Source organism: Streptomyces ovatisporus, from assembly GCF_042653885.1.
GTDB lineage: Bacteria > Actinomycetota > Actinomycetes > Streptomycetales > Streptomycetaceae > Streptomyces > Streptomyces ovatisporus.
Window position 1 is genome coordinate 413999 of record NZ_JBHSFH010000005.1, and the last position, 19286, is coordinate 433284.

General features: G+C 73.3%; 17 protein-coding genes. 10 read left to right on the forward strand and 7 right to left on the reverse strand.

Annotated elements, in window-relative coordinates; genetic code table 11:
* Nucleotides 1–16: 16 nt before the first annotated feature.
* Nucleotides 17–904 (reverse strand): DUF3027 domain-containing protein, encoded by an 888-nt coding sequence (locus tag ACFPA8_RS10215; RefSeq protein WP_386445637.1) that lies wholly within the window; start codon nucleotides 902–904, stop codon nucleotides 17–19.
* A 209-nt stretch (nucleotides 905–1113) separates the two neighbouring features.
* Here ACFPA8_RS10215 and ACFPA8_RS10220 point away from each other — a divergent pair, with 209 nt between their 5' ends.
* The 4 genes from ACFPA8_RS10220 (at nucleotide 1114) to ACFPA8_RS10235 (ending at nucleotide 4789) form a co-directional block, all read left to right on the forward strand.
* Entirely contained in the window at nucleotides 1114–2556 is a 1443-nt protein-coding gene (locus ACFPA8_RS10220) for an MFS transporter (protein ID WP_386445640.1), read from the forward strand.
* Between the two features lie 50 nt (nucleotides 2557–2606).
* The gene (locus ACFPA8_RS10225; RefSeq protein WP_386445642.1) at nucleotides 2607–3098 is read left to right on the forward strand and encodes a DUF2771 domain-containing protein; all 492 of its coding nucleotides are present in this window, start codon (nucleotides 2607–2609) and stop codon (nucleotides 3096–3098) included.
* Nucleotides 3099–3173: 75 nt separating this feature from the next.
* Complete coding sequence (locus ACFPA8_RS10230) at nucleotides 3174–3905, forward strand: futalosine hydrolase (protein ID WP_386446302.1); 732 nt, start codon at nucleotides 3174–3176, stop codon at nucleotides 3903–3905.
* Nucleotides 3902–4789 carry a 1,4-dihydroxy-6-naphthoate synthase gene (locus ACFPA8_RS10235; protein ID WP_386445645.1) on the forward strand — a complete coding sequence of 296 codons (888 nt, stop codon included), beginning with the start codon at nucleotides 3902–3904 and terminating at the stop codon, nucleotides 4787–4789. Before ACFPA8_RS10230 ends, ACFPA8_RS10235 begins: the two co-directional genes overlap by 4 nt.
* Before the next feature lie 121 nt (nucleotides 4790–4910).
* On the opposite strand, the gene ACFPA8_RS10240 is transcribed toward ACFPA8_RS10235, so the two are convergent.
* Nucleotides 4911–5294 (reverse strand): cold-shock protein, encoded by a 384-nt coding sequence (locus ACFPA8_RS10240; RefSeq protein WP_386445648.1) that lies wholly within the window; start codon nucleotides 5292–5294, stop codon nucleotides 4911–4913.
* Nucleotides 5295–5540: 246 nt separating this feature from the next.
* On the opposite strand from ACFPA8_RS10240, the gene ACFPA8_RS10245 reads away from it, so the two are divergent.
* Nucleotides 5541–5795: a hypothetical protein gene (locus ACFPA8_RS10245; protein ID WP_386445651.1), complete on the forward strand. Its 255-nt coding sequence runs from the start codon at nucleotides 5541–5543 to the stop codon at nucleotides 5793–5795.
* A 1-nt stretch (nucleotide 5796) separates the two neighbouring features.
* On the opposite strand, the gene ACFPA8_RS10250 is transcribed toward ACFPA8_RS10245, so the two are convergent.
* The 3 genes from ACFPA8_RS10250 to ACFPA8_RS10260 all read right to left on the reverse strand — a co-directional run bounded on the left by ACFPA8_RS10250 (nucleotide 5797) and on the right by ACFPA8_RS10260 (nucleotide 8691).
* Nucleotides 5797–6459 carry an HAD family hydrolase gene (locus tag ACFPA8_RS10250; RefSeq protein WP_386445654.1) on the reverse strand — a complete coding sequence of 221 codons (663 nt, stop codon included), beginning with the start codon at nucleotides 6457–6459 and terminating at the stop codon, nucleotides 5797–5799.
* A gap of 99 nt (nucleotides 6460–6558) precedes the next feature.
* The gene (locus ACFPA8_RS10255) at nucleotides 6559–7485 is read right to left on the reverse strand and encodes a carbon-nitrogen hydrolase family protein (protein WP_386445657.1); all 927 of its coding nucleotides are present in this window, start codon (nucleotides 7483–7485) and stop codon (nucleotides 6559–6561) included.
* Nucleotides 7486–7488: 3 nt separating this feature from the next.
* Nucleotides 7489–8691 (reverse strand): hypothetical protein, encoded by a 1203-nt coding sequence (locus ACFPA8_RS10260; RefSeq protein WP_386445660.1) that lies wholly within the window; start codon nucleotides 8689–8691, stop codon nucleotides 7489–7491.
* A gap of 132 nt (nucleotides 8692–8823) precedes the next feature.
* Between ACFPA8_RS10260 and ACFPA8_RS10265 the strand changes: the two genes are divergently transcribed.
* Entirely contained in the window at nucleotides 8824–11397 is a 2574-nt protein-coding gene (locus ACFPA8_RS10265) for a helicase-associated domain-containing protein (protein ID WP_386445663.1), read from the forward strand.
* A gap of 42 nt (nucleotides 11398–11439) precedes the next feature.
* Here ACFPA8_RS10265 and ACFPA8_RS10270 read toward each other — a convergent pair whose 3' ends face one another.
* Complete coding sequence (locus ACFPA8_RS10270; protein ID WP_386445666.1) at nucleotides 11440–11949, reverse strand: hypothetical protein; 510 nt, start codon at nucleotides 11947–11949, stop codon at nucleotides 11440–11442.
* A 284-nt stretch (nucleotides 11950–12233) separates the two neighbouring features.
* Here ACFPA8_RS10270 and ACFPA8_RS10275 point away from each other — a divergent pair, with 284 nt between their 5' ends.
* On the forward strand, nucleotides 12234–13955 hold the full coding sequence (locus ACFPA8_RS10275) for a DNA repair helicase XPB (RefSeq protein ID WP_386445669.1): 1722 nt from the start codon (nucleotides 12234–12236) through the stop codon (nucleotides 13953–13955).
* Here the strand turns inward: ACFPA8_RS10275 and ACFPA8_RS10280 are convergent.
* Nucleotides 13838–15046 (reverse strand): glycosyltransferase 87 family protein, encoded by a 1209-nt coding sequence (locus ACFPA8_RS10280; RefSeq protein ID WP_386446305.1) that lies wholly within the window; start codon nucleotides 15044–15046, stop codon nucleotides 13838–13840. The two genes, ACFPA8_RS10275 and ACFPA8_RS10280, sit on opposite strands and share 118 nt — an antisense overlap.
* Nucleotides 15047–15374: 328 nt before the next feature.
* Between ACFPA8_RS10280 and ACFPA8_RS10285 the strand changes: the two genes are divergently transcribed.
* The 3 genes from ACFPA8_RS10285 (at nucleotide 15375) to ACFPA8_RS10295 (ending at nucleotide 19210) form a co-directional block, all read left to right on the forward strand.
* The gene (locus ACFPA8_RS10285) at nucleotides 15375–17486 is read left to right on the forward strand and encodes a HelD family protein (protein ID WP_386445672.1); all 2112 of its coding nucleotides are present in this window, start codon (nucleotides 15375–15377) and stop codon (nucleotides 17484–17486) included.
* Nucleotides 17474–17980 carry an anthrone oxygenase family protein gene (locus ACFPA8_RS10290; RefSeq protein ID WP_386445675.1) on the forward strand — a complete coding sequence of 169 codons (507 nt, stop codon included), beginning with the start codon at nucleotides 17474–17476 and terminating at the stop codon, nucleotides 17978–17980. The genes ACFPA8_RS10285 and ACFPA8_RS10290 overlap by 13 nt, the downstream gene beginning before the upstream one ends.
* A gap of 219 nt (nucleotides 17981–18199) precedes the next feature.
* Complete coding sequence (locus tag ACFPA8_RS10295) at nucleotides 18200–19210, forward strand: LacI family DNA-binding transcriptional regulator (RefSeq protein ID WP_386445677.1); 1011 nt, start codon at nucleotides 18200–18202, stop codon at nucleotides 19208–19210.
* Nucleotides 19211–19286: the final 76 nt, after the last annotated feature.

The window sequence follows — 19286 nt, forward strand, 5'->3', positions numbered from 1 at the left end:
TCATGCGGCCCGGGACCTACGACAGCTCGTCCGCCCGCGTCTCGTCGATGACGGGCGGCGGAGGCTGCGGGGTCTTCGGCATGACCGCCGCCTCGGAGTGTCCGCCGCAGCCGTAGGCGAGGGAGACCACGCGACCGTCCGCGGGGCTGTACTCGTTCGCGCAGACGCCGAACGCCTGCCGCAGCGACCCCACGAGGGGCATGAGGAACCCGCAGGTCACACAGTTCGCGGGGGCCGACTGCGCCATCGGCGTGTCCGGCCCGTACTCCTCCTCCCAGCGCTCCGCCGCGGACAGCAGCCCGTAGCGGGAGAGGATGCGCGGCCGGGTCATGCCCAGCTCCTCCGCCACCGCCGCGATCGTGCCGCGCTCCGGAGGGGAGGACACGGCGGCGAGGTCCCGGGGCGAACCGGGCAGCAGGTCGACCTCTTCCTCCTCCACGAGGTCTTCCAGGCCGGGCGCCGACGTTCCGTCCGTTCCCGGCAGATCACCGGTCTCGTCACCGGCGTACCCCGGTTCGAGACGGAGGTCCTCCGCCTCTGTGGGCAGCAGATCGCCCGGCCCGAGGTCGCCGGGGCGCAGCCGCTCGCTCCAGGGAACCCACTCGGGTGCGAGGAGGGCGTCGGGGCCGGGAAGCAGAACGGTTTCATCCAGTGTGACCGTCTTCGCCCGTGATGCCCGGGTCACCGTCGCCGCCCAGCGCCAGCCCCGGTAACCGGGCACGAGGCACTCGAAGAGGTGGGTGACGACGCGGTCGCCGTCGGCGACGACGTCCACGTGTTCGCCGAGCTCGCCGGGTGCGGCGACCGCCTCGACCGCTTCCCGTGCGAGCGTGACGGCTTCGGCGCACAGCCGGTCCGGCACGGAGGAGCGGCGGGTACGGCCGCTTCGCGTCGCGGCACTCATGCAGCACTCACAAGAATCGTCTCTCCTACGCCATAGCGCCGTTGTCGGCGTGCACTCCTGTACGGCGGCCGTGGAAGGGACGGGCGGAATGCGGACGGAGCGGGACCGGGGAGCCGCTGCGACGTACGCGCCCCGCTCGGGGCCGTGCGGAACGCACCGTTGACCCACGCTACCCCACACAATCCGCGGGACTCGTCGAGGGATTGCCCATGAGACGCCGTACGGCGTGGACTCTCCGCATCGTGTACGGCCCGTGGGGCAAACTGAAGCTCGTGGCTGCCGAGCCCCGACGCCTGCGTCAGAAGCTTCGCGGAGCCGCGCGTGCCGTGCGACGGCCACCCGCGGCGGTGGCCAGGCGCCTGCGGCGCCTCACACACGCGCACGGAGCGGGCGAGTCCGGGCTCGGGAAACTCATCGAGCTGCACGCCGTCAACTCAGCGGGCGACATGCTGATCACGGTCGCGCTCGCCTCCACCATCTTCTTCTCCGTGCCCACCGGCGAGGCGCGCGGCCGGGTCGCGCTCTACCTCCTCGTCACGATGGCCCCCTTCGCGCTCCTCGCACCCGTCGTCGGACCGCTCCTGGACAAGGTGCCGCACGGACGGCGGGCTGCCATGGCGGCGTCGATGCTCGCGCGGGCGCTGCTCGCACTGACGATGGCGGGGGCGGTGGAGACCGGCGACCTGGAGCTCTATCCGGCGGCTCTGGCGGTACTGGTGTCGTCGAAGGCGTACGGAGTGGTGCGCTCGGCCGTCGTGCCGCGTCTGCTGCCGCGGGCGTTCTCACTGGTGAAGGCCAACTCGCGGGTCACCCTCGCGGGGCTGGTGGCCACCGGTGCCGCGGCGCCGCTCGGTGCGGGGCTGCATCAGCTCGGCTCGCACTGGCCTCTGTACGGGGCCTTCACGGTCTTCGTCCTCGGTGCGTTCCTGTCGTTCTCCCTGCCGGGCAAGGTGGACTCCGCCAAGGGCGAGCGCAAGGCACAGCTGGCGCCGGGAGTCGTCTCCCTGCGGAAGGCACCGCGCGACGAGCCACCTGCCGCCGCCCGTGAGCGGCGTCCCAGGCTGCGCACCGTGGGCGCCCCGGTCCGCAGCGCCCTCGTCGCCAACTCGGCGCTGCGCGGACTCTCCGGCTTTCTCACCTTCTTCCTCGCCTTCCTCCTCCGCGACCAGCCGCTCAGCGGACTGTCCGGTGCCGTCTCCCTGGCCGTCGTGGCCGTGGCGGCGGGCGGAGGCAACGCACTCGGCACGGCCATAGGTTCATGGCTCAAGGCCCGCGCCCCGGAACTGATCATCGCCTGCGTGCTCTCTCTCGCGCTGGCCGCCACCGTCGCCGCGTCCGCGCTGTACGGGACGGTCACGCTGGTCACGGTCGCCACCACGGCCGGCGTCACCCAGGCCCTGGGCAAGCTCTCCCTCGACGCTCTGATCCAGCGGGACATGCCGGAGGAGGTGCGCACGTCCGCCTTCGCTCGTTCGGAGACCCTGATGCAGATGTCGTGGGTCGTGGGCGGCGGTCTGGGCATCTCGCTGCCGCTGATCGGCACGCTCGGGATGTGCGTGGGCGCGGTGCTGGTGGCCCTCGGGGTGGCGCTGTCCGTGCGGAATCTGCTGCGGGCGGCCCGGCACGGCTCCCCGCGTCCGCGCACCGCCTGACCGGCACCCGCCCGGCCGGGGCCCCGCGACAGCCCGGTAGCCTGCCGCACATGAGCTACGCGATCTCCCGGCGGGTTCTCCGCTCCCGTGTCACTGCCGTCGGGGCCGCCGCCCTCGGCCTGTTCGCCCTGTCGGCGTGCGAGAAGCCGACTCCGCTGGTGACCGCGACCGTGAACAGCAACTCCGTCACCACCGAGGCGGCCTGCTACGACGAGGGCAGGACGCTGCCGACCGGTGAGGCCAAGAAGTGCCTGGGCGAGAAGGCCGGCACGACCGTCAAGATCGGCGCGGGCGACAAGCTGCGCCTCGGAGTCGAGCCGGAGACGGCGGAGAGCGGCTGGCTCCTCGTGGTCGACGGACGTCCCGCGGTGCCCGACCCGATCCACAAGACGTACTACACCTTCAACGGCGACGCCTTCTTCCAGCAGCAGTCCGCGGACGGCGGCGGCGAGTCGAAGGAGACGGCGCGGGTGAGCGTCGTCCAGACGGAAGGCAAGAACTTCAAGGGCGTCTGGCATCTCGGTCTGAAGAAGACCGGCTGACGGCAGGGTGACCCGGCCGTGTCCCCGTCGCCGTCCCAGTCGACGTCCCGGTCGACGTCCCCGTCCCCCGGTGCCGTGCGCGTCCTGATCGTGACCGCCGTAGCGGCGGAACGGGACGCGGCCGTCTCCGGCCTCGGCGGAGCAGCGCTCGTGCAGCTGCCGGGCGGGGCGGGCGGGCAGGGCGGCTACGCCGTGCACCGCGTCCACGCCCGCCCGGGCGGCGGTCCGCTCGTCGTCGACGTGCTCGCCGCCGGCGTCGGTCCGGCCGCCGCCGCGGCCGGCACCGCCACGGCCCTCACCGCCGCGTCGGCCGGCGGCGAGCCCTACGACGTCGTCGTCTCCGCGGGCATCGCCGGAGGCTTCGGGCAGCCGCTGGGCGGCACCGTCGTCGCCACCTCGATCGTCGCCGCCGACCTCGGCGCCGCCACTCCGGCGGGCTTCGCCTCCGTCGCCGATCTCGGCTTCGGCACGGTCGAGCACCGCCCGCCCGAGCAGCTCGTACGGTCGGCGGCCGAGGCGACCGGGGCGGCGGCCGGCGCCGTCCTCACCGTCTCGACGGTGACCGGATCGGCCGAGCGCGCCGAGGAGTTGACCGCCCGCCACCCCGGCGCGGCGGCCGAGGCCATGGAGGGCTTCGGCGTCGCGGAGGCAGCCGCCGCGCACGGCGTGCCGGTGCTGGAGCTGCGTACCGTCTCCAACTCCTGCGGGCCGCGGGACCGGGCCGCCTGGCGGATCCCCGAGGCGCTGACGGCGCTCGGGGGCGGCTGCGCGGCACTGCTCCCCGTGCTGCGAGCATGGAAGGCATGAGCGCGCACGTCCACGTCCCCGGCCAGCGAGCGGCGGACCGCACGGTGAGCATCGCTTATTCGCCGTGCCCCAACGACACCTTCGTCTTCGACGCCTGGGCGCACGGCCGTGTGCCGGGCGCACCGCCGCTGGACGTCACCTTCGCCGACATCGACGTCACCAACGGCATGGCGCAACGCGGTGAGCTCGACGTTCTGAAGATCTCGTACGGCGTGCTGCCCTGGGTGCTGGACGAGTACGCGCTGCTGCCCTGCGGCGGGGCGCTGGGCCGCGGCTGCGGCCCGCTCGTCCTCACCCGTGGCCGGACCGCCGCCGCCGGCCTGCGCGGCAAGACCGTCGCCGTGCCCAGCGAGCGCTCCACCGCGTATCTGCTCTTCCGTCTGTGGGCGGCGGAGGAGGTGCCGGGCGACGTGGGCGAAGTCGTCGTGCTGCCGTTCCACGAGATCATGCCCGCGGTGCGGGACGGCACGGTCGACGCCGGGCTCGTCATCCACGAAGCGCGCTTCACGTACCAGGAGTACGGGCTGCACAAGCTCGCCGACATGGGCGAGCACTGGGAGAACACGACCCGACTGCCGATCCCGCTGGGCGCGATCGTCGCGCGCCGCTCTCTCGGCGCGGAGACGCTGCTCTCGCTGGCCGCGGCGGCCCGGACGTCGGTGCGGATGGCGTGGGAGGACCCGGAGGCGTCACGCCCGTACGTCCTCGAGCACGCGCAGGAGATGGATCCCGCCGTCGCCGATCAGCACATCGGGCTCTACGTCAACGAGTTCACCGCCGACCTCGGCGAGGACGGCATCGCCGCGGTACGCGGACTGCTCACGCGCGCCGCGGCGGAGGGGCTGGTTCCGCCCCTCGCCGACGGCGCGCTGAGATTCCCCTGACCCTGAGCGGATCTCCCGAGCGGGACCTCCCGGACGGGACCTCCAGGGCGGGGTCCTGCGCGAGGTCGACCCGAGGCGGCACTGCGGGCCGGGCCACGCCGCGGCCCGGCGGCTCCGCCGCTCAGACGTCGAGCTGGTCCGCGACGGCTCTCAGCATCCCGGCGATCTTGCGACCGTGCTGCTTGTCGGGGTAGCGGCCGCGTTCGAGGGACTGCGAGACCCCATCCAGGAGTGTGGTGAGGTCCTGGACGATCGAGGCCAGTTCGTCGGGCTTGCGCCGCTGCGCCGCCGCGACGGAGGGAGCCGGGTCCAGCACGCTCACCGAGAGGGCCTGGTCACCGCGTTGCCCGGCGACGACGCCGAACTCGACCTTCTGGCCGGGCTTCAGCGCGTCCACTCCGCTGGGCAACACGGAGGAATGCACGAACACATCGCCGCCGTCGTCGCGGGAGAGGAAGCCGAAGCCCTTCTCGCTGTTGAACCACTTGACCTTGCCGGTAGGCACGTCTGTCCTCGTCCTCGTACTGCCGGGCAGCCTCGGCTGCGTCCTGAAAGCTGGTGAGTGGTGAATGCTTGTGATCTCGTCCTGAACCGGCTCCGAAGAGCAGTCGAGCGGGCCGCATGACCCGCTCATCACCAAGGCTAGTCCCCCGGCACCCGGTGGCTGGGGGTACCTCCGGGCCCCTCGGGGCCCAGGGGGAGCCGCCGAGCGGTTCCTCCGTACAGTTGCCAACCGATCTACCCTGGCCGTGTGAACACTGAAACGTCCCGCGCCGGTGATCTTCTCGTACGAATCGGCGGCGTGATTTTCCTCGTCGGCGCTCTCGCCACACTCGTCACGATCGCCCCGCTCTTCCTCGGGACCGAGCCGTTCCCCGCCCCCGCCTACTTCGTCTGCATGCTGATGGCCGCGGGCTTCGCGCTGGCCGCCGCCGGTGTCGTACGCTCCGCCGCCTGCCAGCGGCGCGAAGCACGCTCGGCCGTGCAGCGCTTGTCGGCGCGCTGAGTCACGCCGTACCGGAGCGGCGGAACGCGCCCAGCCACGCGGGGAACTCCGTGAGCCCGTCCTCCAGCACGACATCCGCCCCGGCCGCTCGCAGTTCCTCCGCATCGCACGGCCCGGTGGGAACGGCCACGGAGATGACGCCGGCCGTCCTGGCTCCCCGTACGTCGCCGGTGTGGTCGCCCACGTACGCGCGCGCGCCGTGCTCGCCGAGTGCCTCGGCCTTCGCCTCGGCCCACAACCAGCCCACCACGGCGTCCGGTTCGATGCCGAGATGCGCCAGGTGCAGCTTCGCGTTCGGCTCGTGCTTGGCGGTGACCACGACGGCGCGGCCGCCCGCGTCCTGTACCGCTGTGACGGCTTCGCGGGCGCCCGGCATGGCGAGGGCCGGCTCTATGCCGTGCTGCCGGTACAGCTCCCGGTAGAGCTCGGAGACCCCCGCGATCTGCTCGTCGGGGTACCAGTGCGCCAACTCCTGCTCCAGGGGCGGCCCGAGGCGGGTGACGGCGAGCGCGGCGTCGATGTACGTGCCCGTCGCGGCGGAGAGTGCCTCGTAGGTCGCTCTGATGCCGGGACGGGAGTCGATCAGCGTCATGTCGAGATCGAAGCCGATGGTGGGGCCGTCGCCGGCGCCCTGGAAGTGCGGGGGCGGTGCCTGTGGTGCCATGCCGGGCATTCTGCCCTGCGCGCCGAAGCCGTCCGCGCCCGCCCGCCCGCGCCCGCTCGCGCCCGCCCGGGGCCTGGCCGCCGAACGGCCGCCGCCGCGCTACAGCTCCTGCCGCCGCGCCGAGCGCGGATCCTCGACCGCCGTCCCGCTGTGGAGCACCCCGGACATCGCCCGGTCCCGCCACGCGGCGGTGGAGTCGTAGAGCTCCTCCTCCGTGTCCGCGGTGGAGACCAGCACCCCGGCCCGGTTGCGCGGCAGACGGCCCGTGGTCATGCCGTCCGCCCGGACGAAGAACGCGCCCCAACAGCTTTCGCGTGCCGAGGAGTTGGCGCAGCTGATCCACACGTGGCTCGCCCCGGCCTGAGCGGTCGTCGTCGCCTGCTGCGTGACGGTGGCGTGGCTGAACACCCCTCCGGGGTTGAGGCGTTCGAGCTCCTCCCCCACCTCGGCGCGGATCGCCGCCACCCGTCGCGACGTCATGTTCCCGGCGTGGAAGGAGTGGAGCACGAGCTGCACGTCCTGCCGCTTGAGGTCCCTGTACAGCTCCGGGTAGCGGTAGTCGTGACAGATCAGCGTGCCGCAGCGAACTCCCCTGACGGTGAAGACACTCGAGTGGTCCCCGGGCGTGTAGTGGGCCAGGTCGCCCGTACGTTCCGTGGCGTCGCCGGCGCAGAAGCGCTTGTCGTAGCGGTCGGCGATGCGGCCCGAACCGTCGATCACGTAGAGGCAGTTGTGCGGCTTGTGCTCCCCCGTCAGCGGATGCGCCGACCCGACGACCGTCCACAGCCCCAGCTCGCCCGCCAGCGTCATGACGCGCCGCGTGACCGACCGCAGCAACTCCCAGTCGAAGCCCCGGTGGTCGGCGAAGTCCGTGCCCGCATATCCCGGCAGGCAGGCTTCGGGGAAGTGCACGAGATCCGCTCCCCGCTCCTTCGCGGTCCGCATCTGGCGCATGACGTACCGGCCGTTCCGTGCGACGTCCGCGCTCACGGGGAACTGGCATGTCGCCACGGTCAGTTCGGGCATGGGTCAGCCCTTCGGCCTTCGTGCCCGCCATGCCAGGAACAGTGCGCTCGCGACGGCTGCGACCTTCAGCAGCACCGGCCAGGCGTCGGTGAGCGTCTGCCCCAGCGCGTCCCCGCCCTGCGGAATCCGCTCGCCCCAGCGCCCGTCGATCCGGCCCCACACCCACACCACGGCGCCGCCCGCGACGATTCCGGGCATCCCCGCCGCGGCCCACTTGGCCTCCGTACGGCTCAGCCTCGGCGACCACCAGGCAGCCAGCCACCCCACTGCCAGCGGGATCAACGACCCCGCCACGACGCCCGCGACCAGCAGCACGGCCGCCGTCCACTCGACGATCCCGCCGACGCGGGGGCCGCCCCGGCCGCGGAGGGCCGCCCGTCCCGGCCACAGCCCGCCCAGCCGGCCACCGGCCCCGGCCACCACACCCGCGTCGCCGTCCCCGGCGGCGCCCTTGACCATGTCGACGGGGTCGACGGGGTCGACGCGGTCGACGCGGTCGGCGGGGTCGGCGGGGCGCGCCGGGCCGGCGGGCTTGCGGGCACCGGGTACGGCGGCCGCCGCCCCGCCGCCGCCCGGCTTGCCCGCGCCGCTCTCCTCGCCGGGGCGGGGCGGGGGCTTCAGCAGCTCCGGGATCTCGATGCCGCCCACGAAGCCGGGCACCGGCTCGCCGAACGTGCGCCTGCCGCCGCCGTCGCCGTACGGACTGGGGTCGACGCGCCACCAGTCCGGGTCCGACTCCTCGGGCCCCAGCTCGTCCATCCCCGCCAGGTGCGGGGCGGAGGCCCCCCGGGAAGCGGTGACAGGGGGCGCGGCGGGCGCGGACGGCTCGTCCGAGGACGCACGCCGTGCCGTTCCCCGCTTCCACAGCGACACCTTCGAGTCCCGGGAACCGGTCCCGTCCCCCGTGCCGCCGCCGAACCGGTCGGCACCGGCGGAGCCGGTGCCGGAGGCGGCGGGCCGCGGCGCGGGTACGGCGCCGCCGCCCGCTCCCGCGACGACCTCCTCGGGACGGCCCAGCCGCGAGAGGATCTTCCGCACGGCTGCCTTGCTCTCCGCGCCGCCCTGCTCAGCCCGCATCCGGTCGATCTCGCCGCGCAGCCCGTTCACCAGCCGCGCCCGCTCCGCGGCCGTCATCGACGTACTGTGCGCCAGATCTCCGATCCGGCTCAGGTAGTCGAACACGAGCTGATCGCTCTCGATCCCCACCAATTCCCCAACGGATGCTCGCTCTTGGCGCCTGCCCTGCCACTCGTCAGGCTCGGACACGACGGTACCGCGCCCGGCCTGCCCGTGACGCGGGCGCGACTGTCCCCGGGCCGTCCCGCTAACGTGGTGTGGATGAGCCCCGAGCAGAACGGCGGCAGTGCCGCACCCCGTACGCTCGCCGACGACCTGCGCGCCCGCGACGACAGCGCGCTCGCCGAGCTGCTGCGTATGCGCCCGGACCTGCTCTCCCCCGTACCCAACGACCTCACCCAGCTGGCCACCCGCGCCGGCACCAGGGCCTCGGTCGTGCGGGCCGTCGAACGGCTGGACCGCTTCGCGCTGCAGACCGCGGAGGCCATCGCCGTCGCGCCCGACCCCTGTCCGTACGAGACGCTGCTGGGCCTCCTGCGCGGCGACCCCGACCGCGTGGACGGGCCCGGCGACCCCGCTCGTCACGTCGCCGGTGAACTGCCGCACGCACTGCGCACTCTGCGCGCGCAGGCCCTGCTGTGGGGAGGCGACGACCGGCTCCGGCTCGTCCGCACGGCACGCGAACTCCTGACACCCAGCCCGTCCGCCCCCTCGCCCACCGGCCTCGGCCCGACCCTCGCCGAGGCGACGTCGGGCATGTCGCCGGGACGGCTGCAGGACATCCTCGCGAACGCGGGCCTCGGTCCCACCCACGACCCGGTGAGCGCGCTCGCCGCTCTGACCGGGCTCTTCACCGACCGTGCCCGCATGGCGGGGCTCCTGGACGAGGCACCGCCGGAGTCGCTGCTCATGCTGGACAAGCTGCGCTGGGGCCCGCCCTACGGCTCGGTCCACACCGAGCGCCCTTCGCCGCCGGTGACCTGGCTCCTCGACCGTGCCCTGCTCGTACGCTCGTCGGCCCGTACGGTCGTACTCCCCCGCGAAGTCGCGCTGCACCTGCGGGCCGGCCGGGCGCACCGCGACGTCGAGCCGCTGGCCCCGCCGCTGATGCCGCGCCGTGAGTACCCGGAGGAGACGGTCGACTCCACCGCCGCCGGGCAGGTCCTCGCCGCGCTGGGCACGCTGGAGGACCTGCTGGCCGACTGGGAGACCGACCCGCCGTCCGTGCTCCGCTCCGGCGGCCTCGGCGTACGCGACCTCAAGCGCACGGCCGCAGTGCTCGACCTGCCCGAGCCCGCCGCCGCGTTCTGGGTCGAACTCGCCTACGCCGCGGGCCTGGTGGCACCCGACGGCGAACCCGACGAGTCCTACGCCCCCACGCCCGCCTCCGACGACTGGCTGCGCCGGCCCGCGCAGGAACGCTGGGCGCACGTCGTCGTGCGGTGGCTGACCGGCACCCGCGTCCCCGCCCTCGTCGGGGCACGCGACGCAAAAGGCCGCGCCCTGGCCGCACTCGGTCAGGGCCTCGACCGTGGACTCACCGCGGACGTGCGCCGCCGCACCCTGACGTTGCTCACCACCCTCACTCCCGGCGCCGCCCCCGCACAGCACTCGGTACTCGCGCGGCTCCGGTGGGAGCACCCGTTGCGCGGAGGTTCGGCACCGCCGCCGGGCACGGAGAGACCCGCACCGGCAGGGGCCTCCGGGGAGACGGCACCCGCCGACATGCGCACGCAACTGGCCGAATCGGTTCTGCACGAGGCCGAGTTGCTCGGTCTCACGGGACGCGGCGCCCTCGCCTCGTACGCGCGGATCCTGCTCTCCACCGAAGCGGGCGCCGGGGCCCGTACGGCGTCCGAGGTGGAGGCGCTGGAGGCCACCGCCGCGCAGGCCGCAGGCCGGCTGGCCCCGCTCCTGCCCGAGCCCCTCGACCACATCCTGCTCCAGGCCGACCTGACCGCTGTCGCTCCCGGCCCGCTGAAGCGCCCCCTCGCCGCCATGCTGAACGTCCTCGCCGACGTGGAGTCCAAGGGCGGCGCCACCGTCTACCGCTTCACCCCCGCCTCGGTACGCCGCGCACTCGACGCGGGACGGACGGCCTCGGACGTGCACACCTTCCTCGCCGCCCACTCCCGCACACCCGTGCCGCAGCCGCTGAGCTACCTCGTCGACGACGTCGCCCGCAGGCACGGCAGGCTGCGCGTCGGCGCCGCCTCCTCCTACGTGCGCTGCGACGACGACGCGCTGCTGAGCGAGATCATGGCGGACAAGCGGTCCGCGGCGCTGCGCCCCCGGCAGCTCGCCCCGACGGTCCTCGCGTCGCCCCTGCCGCCCGACCAACTGCTGGCCAGGCTGCGGGAGATGGGCTACGCCCCGGCCGCCGAGTCCGCCGAGGGCGATGTGGTGGTCGCCCGCGCGGACGTGCACCGCACGCCGCCGCGTACGGCCCCCGAACCGGTTCCCGACGGCCCCCCGGTGCCGGACAGGGCGCTGCTCACCGCCGCCGTACGGGCCATCCGTGCCGGGGACCACGCGGCGACGGCCGAGCACAAGCCGCGGCAGTCGTCCGGACGCGCGCCGCGCCCGCCCTCGCAAGGCGGCGAACCGCCCCGCACCACCTCGGCGGACACGATCGCCACGATGCAGTCCGCGGTGCTCTCCGGCGACGCGGTGTGGATCGGCTACGTCAACGCGGACGGAGCCGCCAGCCAGCGGGTGATCGCACCGGTGCGCGTGGAAGGAGGCTTCGTCACCGCGTACGACCACACCGCGGACGAGGTGCGTACGTACCCGCTGCACCGCATCACGGGGGCGGCCGCGCTGGCCGAGAAGTGACGGCCCGGCGGTGAGTGCCTCGCCCTCCCGGCGTGCGCCCGCTCAGCCCGCGGCCGGTGCCGTCTGCCGGGACGCCCCCGACGGCCACACCACGTCGACGGCGAGACCGGCGCTGCGCGCCCCGCTCACGATGTCGGCCATGGTCCCCGCCTTCTCGGGCGCGGACGGCTGGCCGTCCCAGATCGCCACGAGCCGGTCGGCGCGCTCCAGAAGAACCGCGTTCGCGGCCTCGTACGCCTCGCGGCTCACCGTCTCGAACGGGAGAACCAGCACCTCGTCGGCGGCCGCGGTGAGGCGGTCGTAGGTCTCCGCGTGGTCGGGCCTCACGGTGGCAGCCCGGTAGTCCCGGCTGGGCAGCACCGCGACGAGCCGGCCGCCCGCCGCCAGTACGGACTCGGCGAACAGCGAGTCGGCGCCCGCCGCCACGCAGGACAGCCCCACGAGTCCCGACGGCTCGAACATGCGCAGCAGCCGCTCCAGTTCGGCCCGTACCAGCGGCACCGTCTCCGCGGACAGCTCCATGTGCCCGGTTACCGCAACTTTCGTCGCCATCCCGGTGCTCTCCTTCGTCAGTTCTCTCCGGCGCGCCTCGGACACGGTCGCGTGGTCACGCATCTCACACGGACCACTACACCTTGTATCTGGGCGTATAACCGTATAGACCTCGGAGCTTTGCGCGAGGCCACACGCACGGCAGGCGCCCGTGTGGCCGTGCGCAGCCGCACGACACCGAAATGCGCTCATGGGGCACACTGGACGATTGACCCGTGTGCCGGAGCCGGCCCCCACGGCCGCCCGACCGGATCTGCCGCAGCTGCGAGACGGAGGAAACGCGCGTGAACGGTGGTCCCCTGATCGTCCAGAGCGACAAGACGCTGCTTCTGGAGGTCGACCACGAGCAGGCGGACGAATGCCGCCGTGCCATCGCCCCCTTCGCGGAGCTGGAGCGGGCGCCCGAGCACATCCACACCTACCGCCTCACCCCGCTCGGCCTGTGGAACGCCCGCGCAGCCGGACACGACGCCGAGCAGGTCGTCGACGCCCTCGTGGCCCACGCCCGCTACCCCGTGCCGCACGCCCTGCTCGTCGACGTCGCCGAGACGATGGCGCGGTACGGGCGGCTGCGGCTGCTCAAGCACCCCACGCACGGCCTGGTCCTGGAGAGCAGCGACCGCCCCGTGCTGGAGGAGGTGCTGCGTTCGAGGAAGGTCCAGCCGCTCGTCGGTGACCGCATCGACCCCGACACCGTCGTCGTGCACCCCTCGGAGCGGGGCCAGATCAAGCAGGTCCTGCTGAAGCTGGGCTGGCCCGCCGAGGACCTGGCCGGTTACGTGGACGGCGAGGCGCACCCCGTCGCGCTCCGGGAAGAGGACTGGGCGCTGCGCCCGTACCAGCAGCAGGCGGTGGAGAACTTCTGGCACGGCGGCTCCGGCGTCGTCGTACTGCCCTGCGGTGCGGGCAAGACGCTCGTCGGTGCCGGGGCGATGGCGCAGGCCCAGGCGACCACGCTGATCCTCGTCACCAACACCGTCTCGGCCCGGCAGTGGAAGTCGGAACTGGTGCGCCGCACCTCGCTGACGGAGGACGAGATCGGCGAGTACAGCGGCACGAAGAAGGAGATCCGGCCGGTCACCATCGCCACGTACCAGGTCGTCACGACCAAGCGGAAAGGCGTCTACCCGCATCTGGAGCTGTTCGACTCGCGTGACTGGGGCCTCATCGTCTACGACGAGGTGCACCTGCTGCCGGCGCCCGTCTTCAAGTTCACCGCCGACCTCCAGGCCCGCCGCCGCCTCGGACTCACCGCGACGCTCGTGCGCGAGGACGGCCGCGAGTCGGACGTCTTCTCCCTCATCGGGCCGAAGCGTTTCGACGCGCCCTGGAAGGAGATCGAGTCGCAGGGCTACATCGCTCCCGCCGACTGCGTCGAGGTGCGGGTGAGCCTCACCGACGCGGAGCGTCTGGCGTACGCCACCGCCGAGACGGAGGAGAAGTACCGCTTCTGCGCGACGACCGACAGCAAGCGCCGCGTGACGGAGGCCCTGGTGCGGCAGCACGAGGGGGAGCAGACGCTCGTCATCGGGCAGTACATCGACCAGCTGGACGAGCTGGGCGAACACATCGGGGCACCCGTCATCAAGGGCGACACGACCAACAGGCAGCGCGAGAAGCTCTTCAACGCCTTCCGGGAGGGGAAGTTGAGCACCCTCGTCGTCTCCAAGGTCGCGAACTTCTCCGTCGACCTGCCGGAGGCGACCGTCGCCATCCAGGTCTCGGGGACCTTCGGGTCCCGGCAGGAGGAGGCGCAGCGGCTGGGGCGGGTGCTGCGTCCCAAGGCCGACGGGCACGAGGCGCGCTTCTACTCCGTCGTCGCCCGCGACACCGTCGACCAGGACTTCGCCGCGCACCGGCAGCGCTTCCTCGCCGAGCAGGGCTACGCCTACCGCATCGTCGACTCCCACGACGTGCTGGCCGGGGCGCCCGAGCCGGCGGCCGAACCCGACGCGCCCGGGGCTCCGGAGACCTCCGGAGGCGGCGCGGCACCGGAGGCCGAGTAGCAGCGGGCCGCCACCCCGGCGAGCAGCACGACCGTCAGCAGCGGATACGGCGAAGCCAGCGGCTGCGCCCACCACGGCAGCCGGAGGTCGAGGGTTCCGTGCTTCGGCACGAGCCACAGGGTCCGCGCGGTGAAGACGGCGTACACCGCGACTGCGGCACCCCGGCCCGCCGGCTCCGCCGCCATGAGGACGAGCAGCGGCACGCACCACACCCAGTGGTGCGACCAGCTGATCGGCGACACCAGCAGTGCCGTCAGGGCCGTGACGAGCACTCCCCAGCCCTCCAGCCCGTGCCGCCCCCGCAGCCGGCAGGCCAGCGCCAGCCCTGCGACCGCGAGCACGGCGGCGGGGACGAGCCACAGCATCCCGGGCTCCGCGGTGTGGGCGACGCGGGCGGCCAGTCCCTGGAGTGACTGGTTGTCGACGATCCACGCCTTGCCGACGCGGGTCGTCTCGAAGATCCGCCGCGTCCAGAACTCCCAGCTCGCGCCGGGCAGTACGAGCGCTCCCAGCGCCACGGTGCCCGCGAATCCCGCCAGCGCCGCGAGGCCGGCCCGTACGCGTCCCGTCAGCAGCAGGTAGACGGCGAAGACGGCGGGGGTGAGTTTGATGCCCGCTGCCACGCCGACGGCGAGGCCCTTGCCGCGTGCTCCGTCGGGTCGTCCCAGGTCCCACAGGACGAGGCAGGCCAGCACCAGGTTGATCTGCCCGAAGACGGTCGTCTGGAAGACCGGCTCCAGCCACAGGCCCACGGCGGTGGCGGAGAGCAGCAGCGGCAGGCGCAGTTCCCGCCTGCGTGGCAGGTCGGTGAACCTCAGCGACAGATGCACGAGCAGGACGAGCAGGACGACGTTGCCGACGAGGAACGCGGCCTTCGCCGCGGTGAGGGAGAGCCAGCCGACCGGAACGAACAGCAGCGCCGCGAAGGGCGGATAGGTCGCCGGCAGCTTCCAGTCGGTGACGGCGAAGCCGTACAGGTCGGTGCCGCGGGAGACGGCCTCACCCTCCGCGCGGTAGACGTGGACGTCGGCCATGGGCAGTCCGCCGACGGCGCACACGACGGCGAACGCTGCGAGGGAGAGGGCGAGCAGTACGGCGGCGGGCGGCGTCCGTCCGACCCAGGTGTCGAGCCCTGTCAACTGCCGACTCTCCTTCACGAGGGTGCCCGGACCGGGTGCGGCAACGACTCGCCGTTGCCTTCGGCGGCAGACCATAACCCCACAGGGGGAAATACGTTGGCACCGCCCCCGGCCACGCCGCTAGGATGCCGCGTCTGCCGCCTCCCGGAGTGGGGAGGCCCCCGGCCGCTCGGAAACCGGCCGGTGCTCTGACCTCTCCGCGACGCACCGTCGGAACCTTCGGTGCGTCGCCGCGAACATCAGCACCGAACCCACCGCGTATCCCGCCGGAGGCAACACCGTGTCCGCCCCTGCCCAGCCCCAGCACGACTCCCCGGCCGAACCCGGGTCCGGCCCCCTCGACGCAGAACGCCGCCATCTGGCCACGTCCCGCGCCGCGCTGCGGGCCATGCGCGAGGACGCCGAAGCTCTCGACATCAAGGACGTCGCCGCGAACTGGGTCAACGCCGAGACCCTGCGCAGCGATGTGGAGGCCCGCATCAAGTCGCTGGCCGACCTCGCCGGGACGCCGCTCTTCTTCGGACGGCTGGACTACCTGCCGCAGGCGGCCGTCTTCGAGGGGACCGCCGACGGCGAAGGGCACGCCTTCCACATCGGACGCCGTCACGTCCACGACGCCGACGGCGACCCGATGGTCGTCGACTGGCGGGCACCGGTCTCCCAGCCGTTCTACCGGGCGTCCAGGAAGGATCCGCAGGACGTCGCCCTGCGCCGCCGGTTCGGCTACTCCGGCGGCGAGCTGACGGCCTACGAGGACGAGCGCCTGAGCGACCCGGACGAGGACGAGAAGACCTCCCGGCTGCTCCAGAGGGAGATCGAACGTCCCCGAGTGGGGCCCATGCGGGACATCGTCGCGACGATCCAGCCCGAGCAGGACGAGATCGTCCGCGCCGGGGTGGAGGGCTCCCTGTGCGTACAGGGCGCGCCCGGCACCGGAAAGACAGCGGTCGGGCTGCACCGGGTGGCGTACCTGCTCTACACACACCGCGAACGGCTCTCCCGCACCGGCACACTCGTCATCGGCCCCAACTCCTCCTTCCTGCACTACATCGAGCAAGTGCTGCCCGCCCTGGGGGAGATGAGCGTCCGGCAGGCGACCGTCGACGACCTCGTGGCGCACGTCCCGGTACGCGCCGCCGACAGCGCGGAGGCCGCCCGCATCAAGGGCGACGCCCGCATGGCCCGGGTGCTGCGGCGCGCGGTGCGTTCGGGGGTGTCGGCGCCCGACGAGCCGTGCGTGGTGGTGCGTGGGTCGCGCCGGTGGCGGGTTCCCGCCTACGAACTCGCCGAGATCATCGAGGAGTTGCTGGCCCGCGACATCCGCTACGGAGCGGCGCGGGAGGCGCTGCCGCAGCGGATCGCACACGCGGTGCTGGTCCGTATGGAGCAGGCCGGTGAGGCCCCTGACGACCGTGTGCAGGACGCCGTGGCACGGAACGCGGCCGTCAAGGCAGTGGTGAAGTCCTGCTGGCCGGCGGTGGATCCGGCGAAACTGGTACTGCGGCTGCTGTCCGACGGGGACTTCCTCGCGGCACACGCGGACGGCATCCTGACCGACGAGGAGCAGCGGTCCGTGCTGTGGGCGAAGCCCGCACGCGGAGTGAAGTCCGCTCCGTGGTCGGCGGCGGACGCCGTGCTCGTCGACGAGGCCGTCGACCTGATCAGCCGCACGGCCTCGCTGGGCCACGTCGTCCTCGACGAGGCGCAGGACCTCTCCCCCATGCAGTACCGCGCAGTGGGCCGGCGCTGCACGACCGGCTCCGTGACGGTGCTCGGCGACATCGCACAGGGCACGACGCCCTGGGCCACGCCCAGTTGGGAGGAGGCCCTGCGGCACCTGGGCAAACCGGGCGCCGCCGTCGAGGAGTTGACGCTCGGCTTCCGCGTGCCGCGGCAGGTCATCGCCTACGCGTCGCGCCTGCTCCCGCAGATCGCACCGGAGTTGAAGGAGGCGACCTCGGTGCGCGAGTCGCCGGGAGACTTCGCCGTGCGGCACTGTCCCCCGGAAGGGCTGGATGCGGCAGTCGTCGAAGCGTGCCGGGAGGCGCTGCGACGGGAGGGCTCGGTCGGCCTGATCGCGGCGGACGCCCGCGTCCCGGTGCTCGCGCGGGCTCTCGGGGCCGCCGGTCTGCCCCACCTCGAACCGGGCACGGAGACCAGCGCCGCCGCGCGCCTCACCCTCGTACCCGCCACGCTGGCCAAGGGCCTGGAGTACGACTACGTGGTACTCGACGAACCGTCCGCCGTGGTCGACGGCGAGCCCGACATCCGCACCGGCCTGCGCCGCCTCTACGTCTCCCTCACCCGCGCGGTGTCCGGGCTCACGGTGCTGCACGCGGCACCGCTTCCGGCAGCGCTGACCCTCGGAGGGTTCACCCCGTGCAGAACGTGATCCAGACGGCCGTGCTGACCGCCGCGACCCTGCTCACCGGCCTGAGCGCCGGTCTCTACTACGGCTTCGCCTGTGCCGTGATGCCGGGCCTCCGCCGCTGCGGGGACCGTACGTTCGTCGAGGCGATGCAGCGCATCAACACGGCCATCCTCAACGGCTGGTTCATGCTTCTCTTCGCGGGCTCGCTGGTGCTGACGGCCGCGGCCGCGGTTCTCCGGCTGACCCTGGGGACCGGGCCGGTGGAGGTGGCGCCGCTGGTCTGGACGCTTGCCGCTCTCCTCCTGTACGTCGCCGTCCTCGGCATCACGATGGGCGTCAACGTGCCGCTCAACAACCGCCTCGAAGCGGGCGGGCTGCCCCACGAGGAGGACGAACTGGCGGCGCTGCGCGGCCACTTCGAGAATTCGTGGGTGCGCTGGAACCTGATCCGCGCGGTGTGCAACACGGCGTCGTTCGCCTGCCTCGCCCTGGCCCTCCGAGTCCCGGGCAGCTGATGAAAACGATTACTCCGATACTGGCGGCGCCGTCCTGACCGAACCGGGCGGCGTGACCACCCGGGGCGGACACCCGGTGCCCGCAGGGCGAGCTCGACTCCGCACATGTCTGAAATCCATTTCACGCAAGTAGGGTGACCTCCGGTGGCCCCTGAGGGGTCAGGAGATCGCACACAGCGCTCCCGCAGCCCGAGGGGCGCGACGGCGTGGAGGAGTCCGGTGGCAACCATCAGTGACGTGGCACGGGCCGCCGGGGTCTCCCCCGCGACCGTCTCCCGTGTCTTCAACGGCGGCCGGGTCACCGCCGAACGCGCCGAACGCGTCCGCAAGGCCGCCGCCGACCTGGGCTTCTCCCCGAACCGGGTGGCCCGTTCGCTGCGCACGCAGCGCGCCAGCGTCATCGGCCTGCTCGTCCCGGACGTCGAGAACCCCTTCTTCGCCTCGCTCGCCCGCGGCGTCGAGGACGCCGCCCGGCGCACCGGCCTCTCCGTCGTGCTGTGCAACACCGACGACGACGTGGAGAAGGAACGCGGCTACCTCGGCATCGCGCTGGCCGAGCAGATGGCCGGCGTCATCGTGGCCGCCGCGTCCCGCACGCACACCGACCTCTCCGCCCTCGTCGCCCGCGGCATGCCCGTCGTCGCGGTCGACCGCCGGCCCCGTGCAGCCGAGGTGGACGCCGTGACGGTCGACAACCAGCACGGCGGCGAGGACGCCACCGTCCATCTCCTCGAACGCGGCTACCGGCGCATCGCCTGCATCACCGGGCCCGCCGGCGCGTCCACCTCCGAGGACCGCCTCGCGGGATACCGCGCGGCCATGCGCGACGCCGGCACCCCGGACGAGCAGACGCGCGCCTGCACGCGGCACGGCGACTTCCGCGCCGAGGGCGGCCACACCGCCATGCGTGAGCTGCTCGCGCTGCCCACGCCGCCGGACGCGGTCTTCGTGGCCGACAGCCTGATGACTGTGGGCGCTCTGCAGGCCCTGCGCGAAGCCGGCATCGAACCACCCGGCTTCGGCGTCCTCTCCTTCGGCGATCTGCCCTGGGCGTCCCTCGTACGCCCCCCGCTGACGACCGTCGAGCTGCCGTCGTACGACCTGGGCTCCTCCGCCGCGGAACTGCTCAGGGACCGCCTCGCGGGCTCCGGGAAGCCCCTGCAGACCGTCGTGCTGCGCACGGTGCTCCAGGCCCGTGAGAGCACCGCAGGCCCGGTGCCGAGCGGCTGACGCGCAGGCGGGACGCGCCGGTCACCGGGCTGCCCGGCCGCTCGGCGAGCGACAGTCGGCGGGCGGTGGGACGCTG

Bases quoted from the DNA above. Each gene is read 5' to 3' on its own strand.
- ACFPA8_RS10270 (WP_386445666.1), bottom strand. From the start codon at position 11,949: ATGGCGACGAAAGTTGCGGTAACCGGGCACATGGAGCTGTCCGCGGAG.
- ACFPA8_RS10225 (WP_386445642.1), top strand. From the start codon at position 2,607: ATGAGCTACGCGATCTCCCGGCGGGTTCTCCGCTCCCGTGTCACTGCC.
- ACFPA8_RS10235 (WP_386445645.1), top strand. From the start codon at position 3,902: ATGAGCGCGCACGTCCACGTCCCCGGCCAGCGAGCGGCGGACCGCACG.
- ACFPA8_RS10250 (WP_386445654.1), bottom strand. From the start codon at position 6,459: ATGGCACCACAGGCACCGCCCCCGCACTTCCAGGGCGCCGGCGACGGC.
- ACFPA8_RS10255 (WP_386445657.1), bottom strand. From the start codon at position 7,485: ATGCCCGAACTGACCGTGGCGACATGCCAGTTCCCCGTGAGCGCGGAC.
- ACFPA8_RS10265 (WP_386445663.1), top strand. From the start codon at position 8,824: ATGAGCCCCGAGCAGAACGGCGGCAGTGCCGCACCCCGTACGCTCGCC.
- ACFPA8_RS10215 (WP_386445637.1), bottom strand. From the start codon at position 904: ATGAGTGCCGCGACGCGAAGCGGCCGTACCCGCCGCTCCTCCGTGCCG.
- ACFPA8_RS10220 (WP_386445640.1), top strand. From the start codon at position 1,114: ATGAGACGCCGTACGGCGTGGACTCTCCGCATCGTGTACGGCCCGTGG.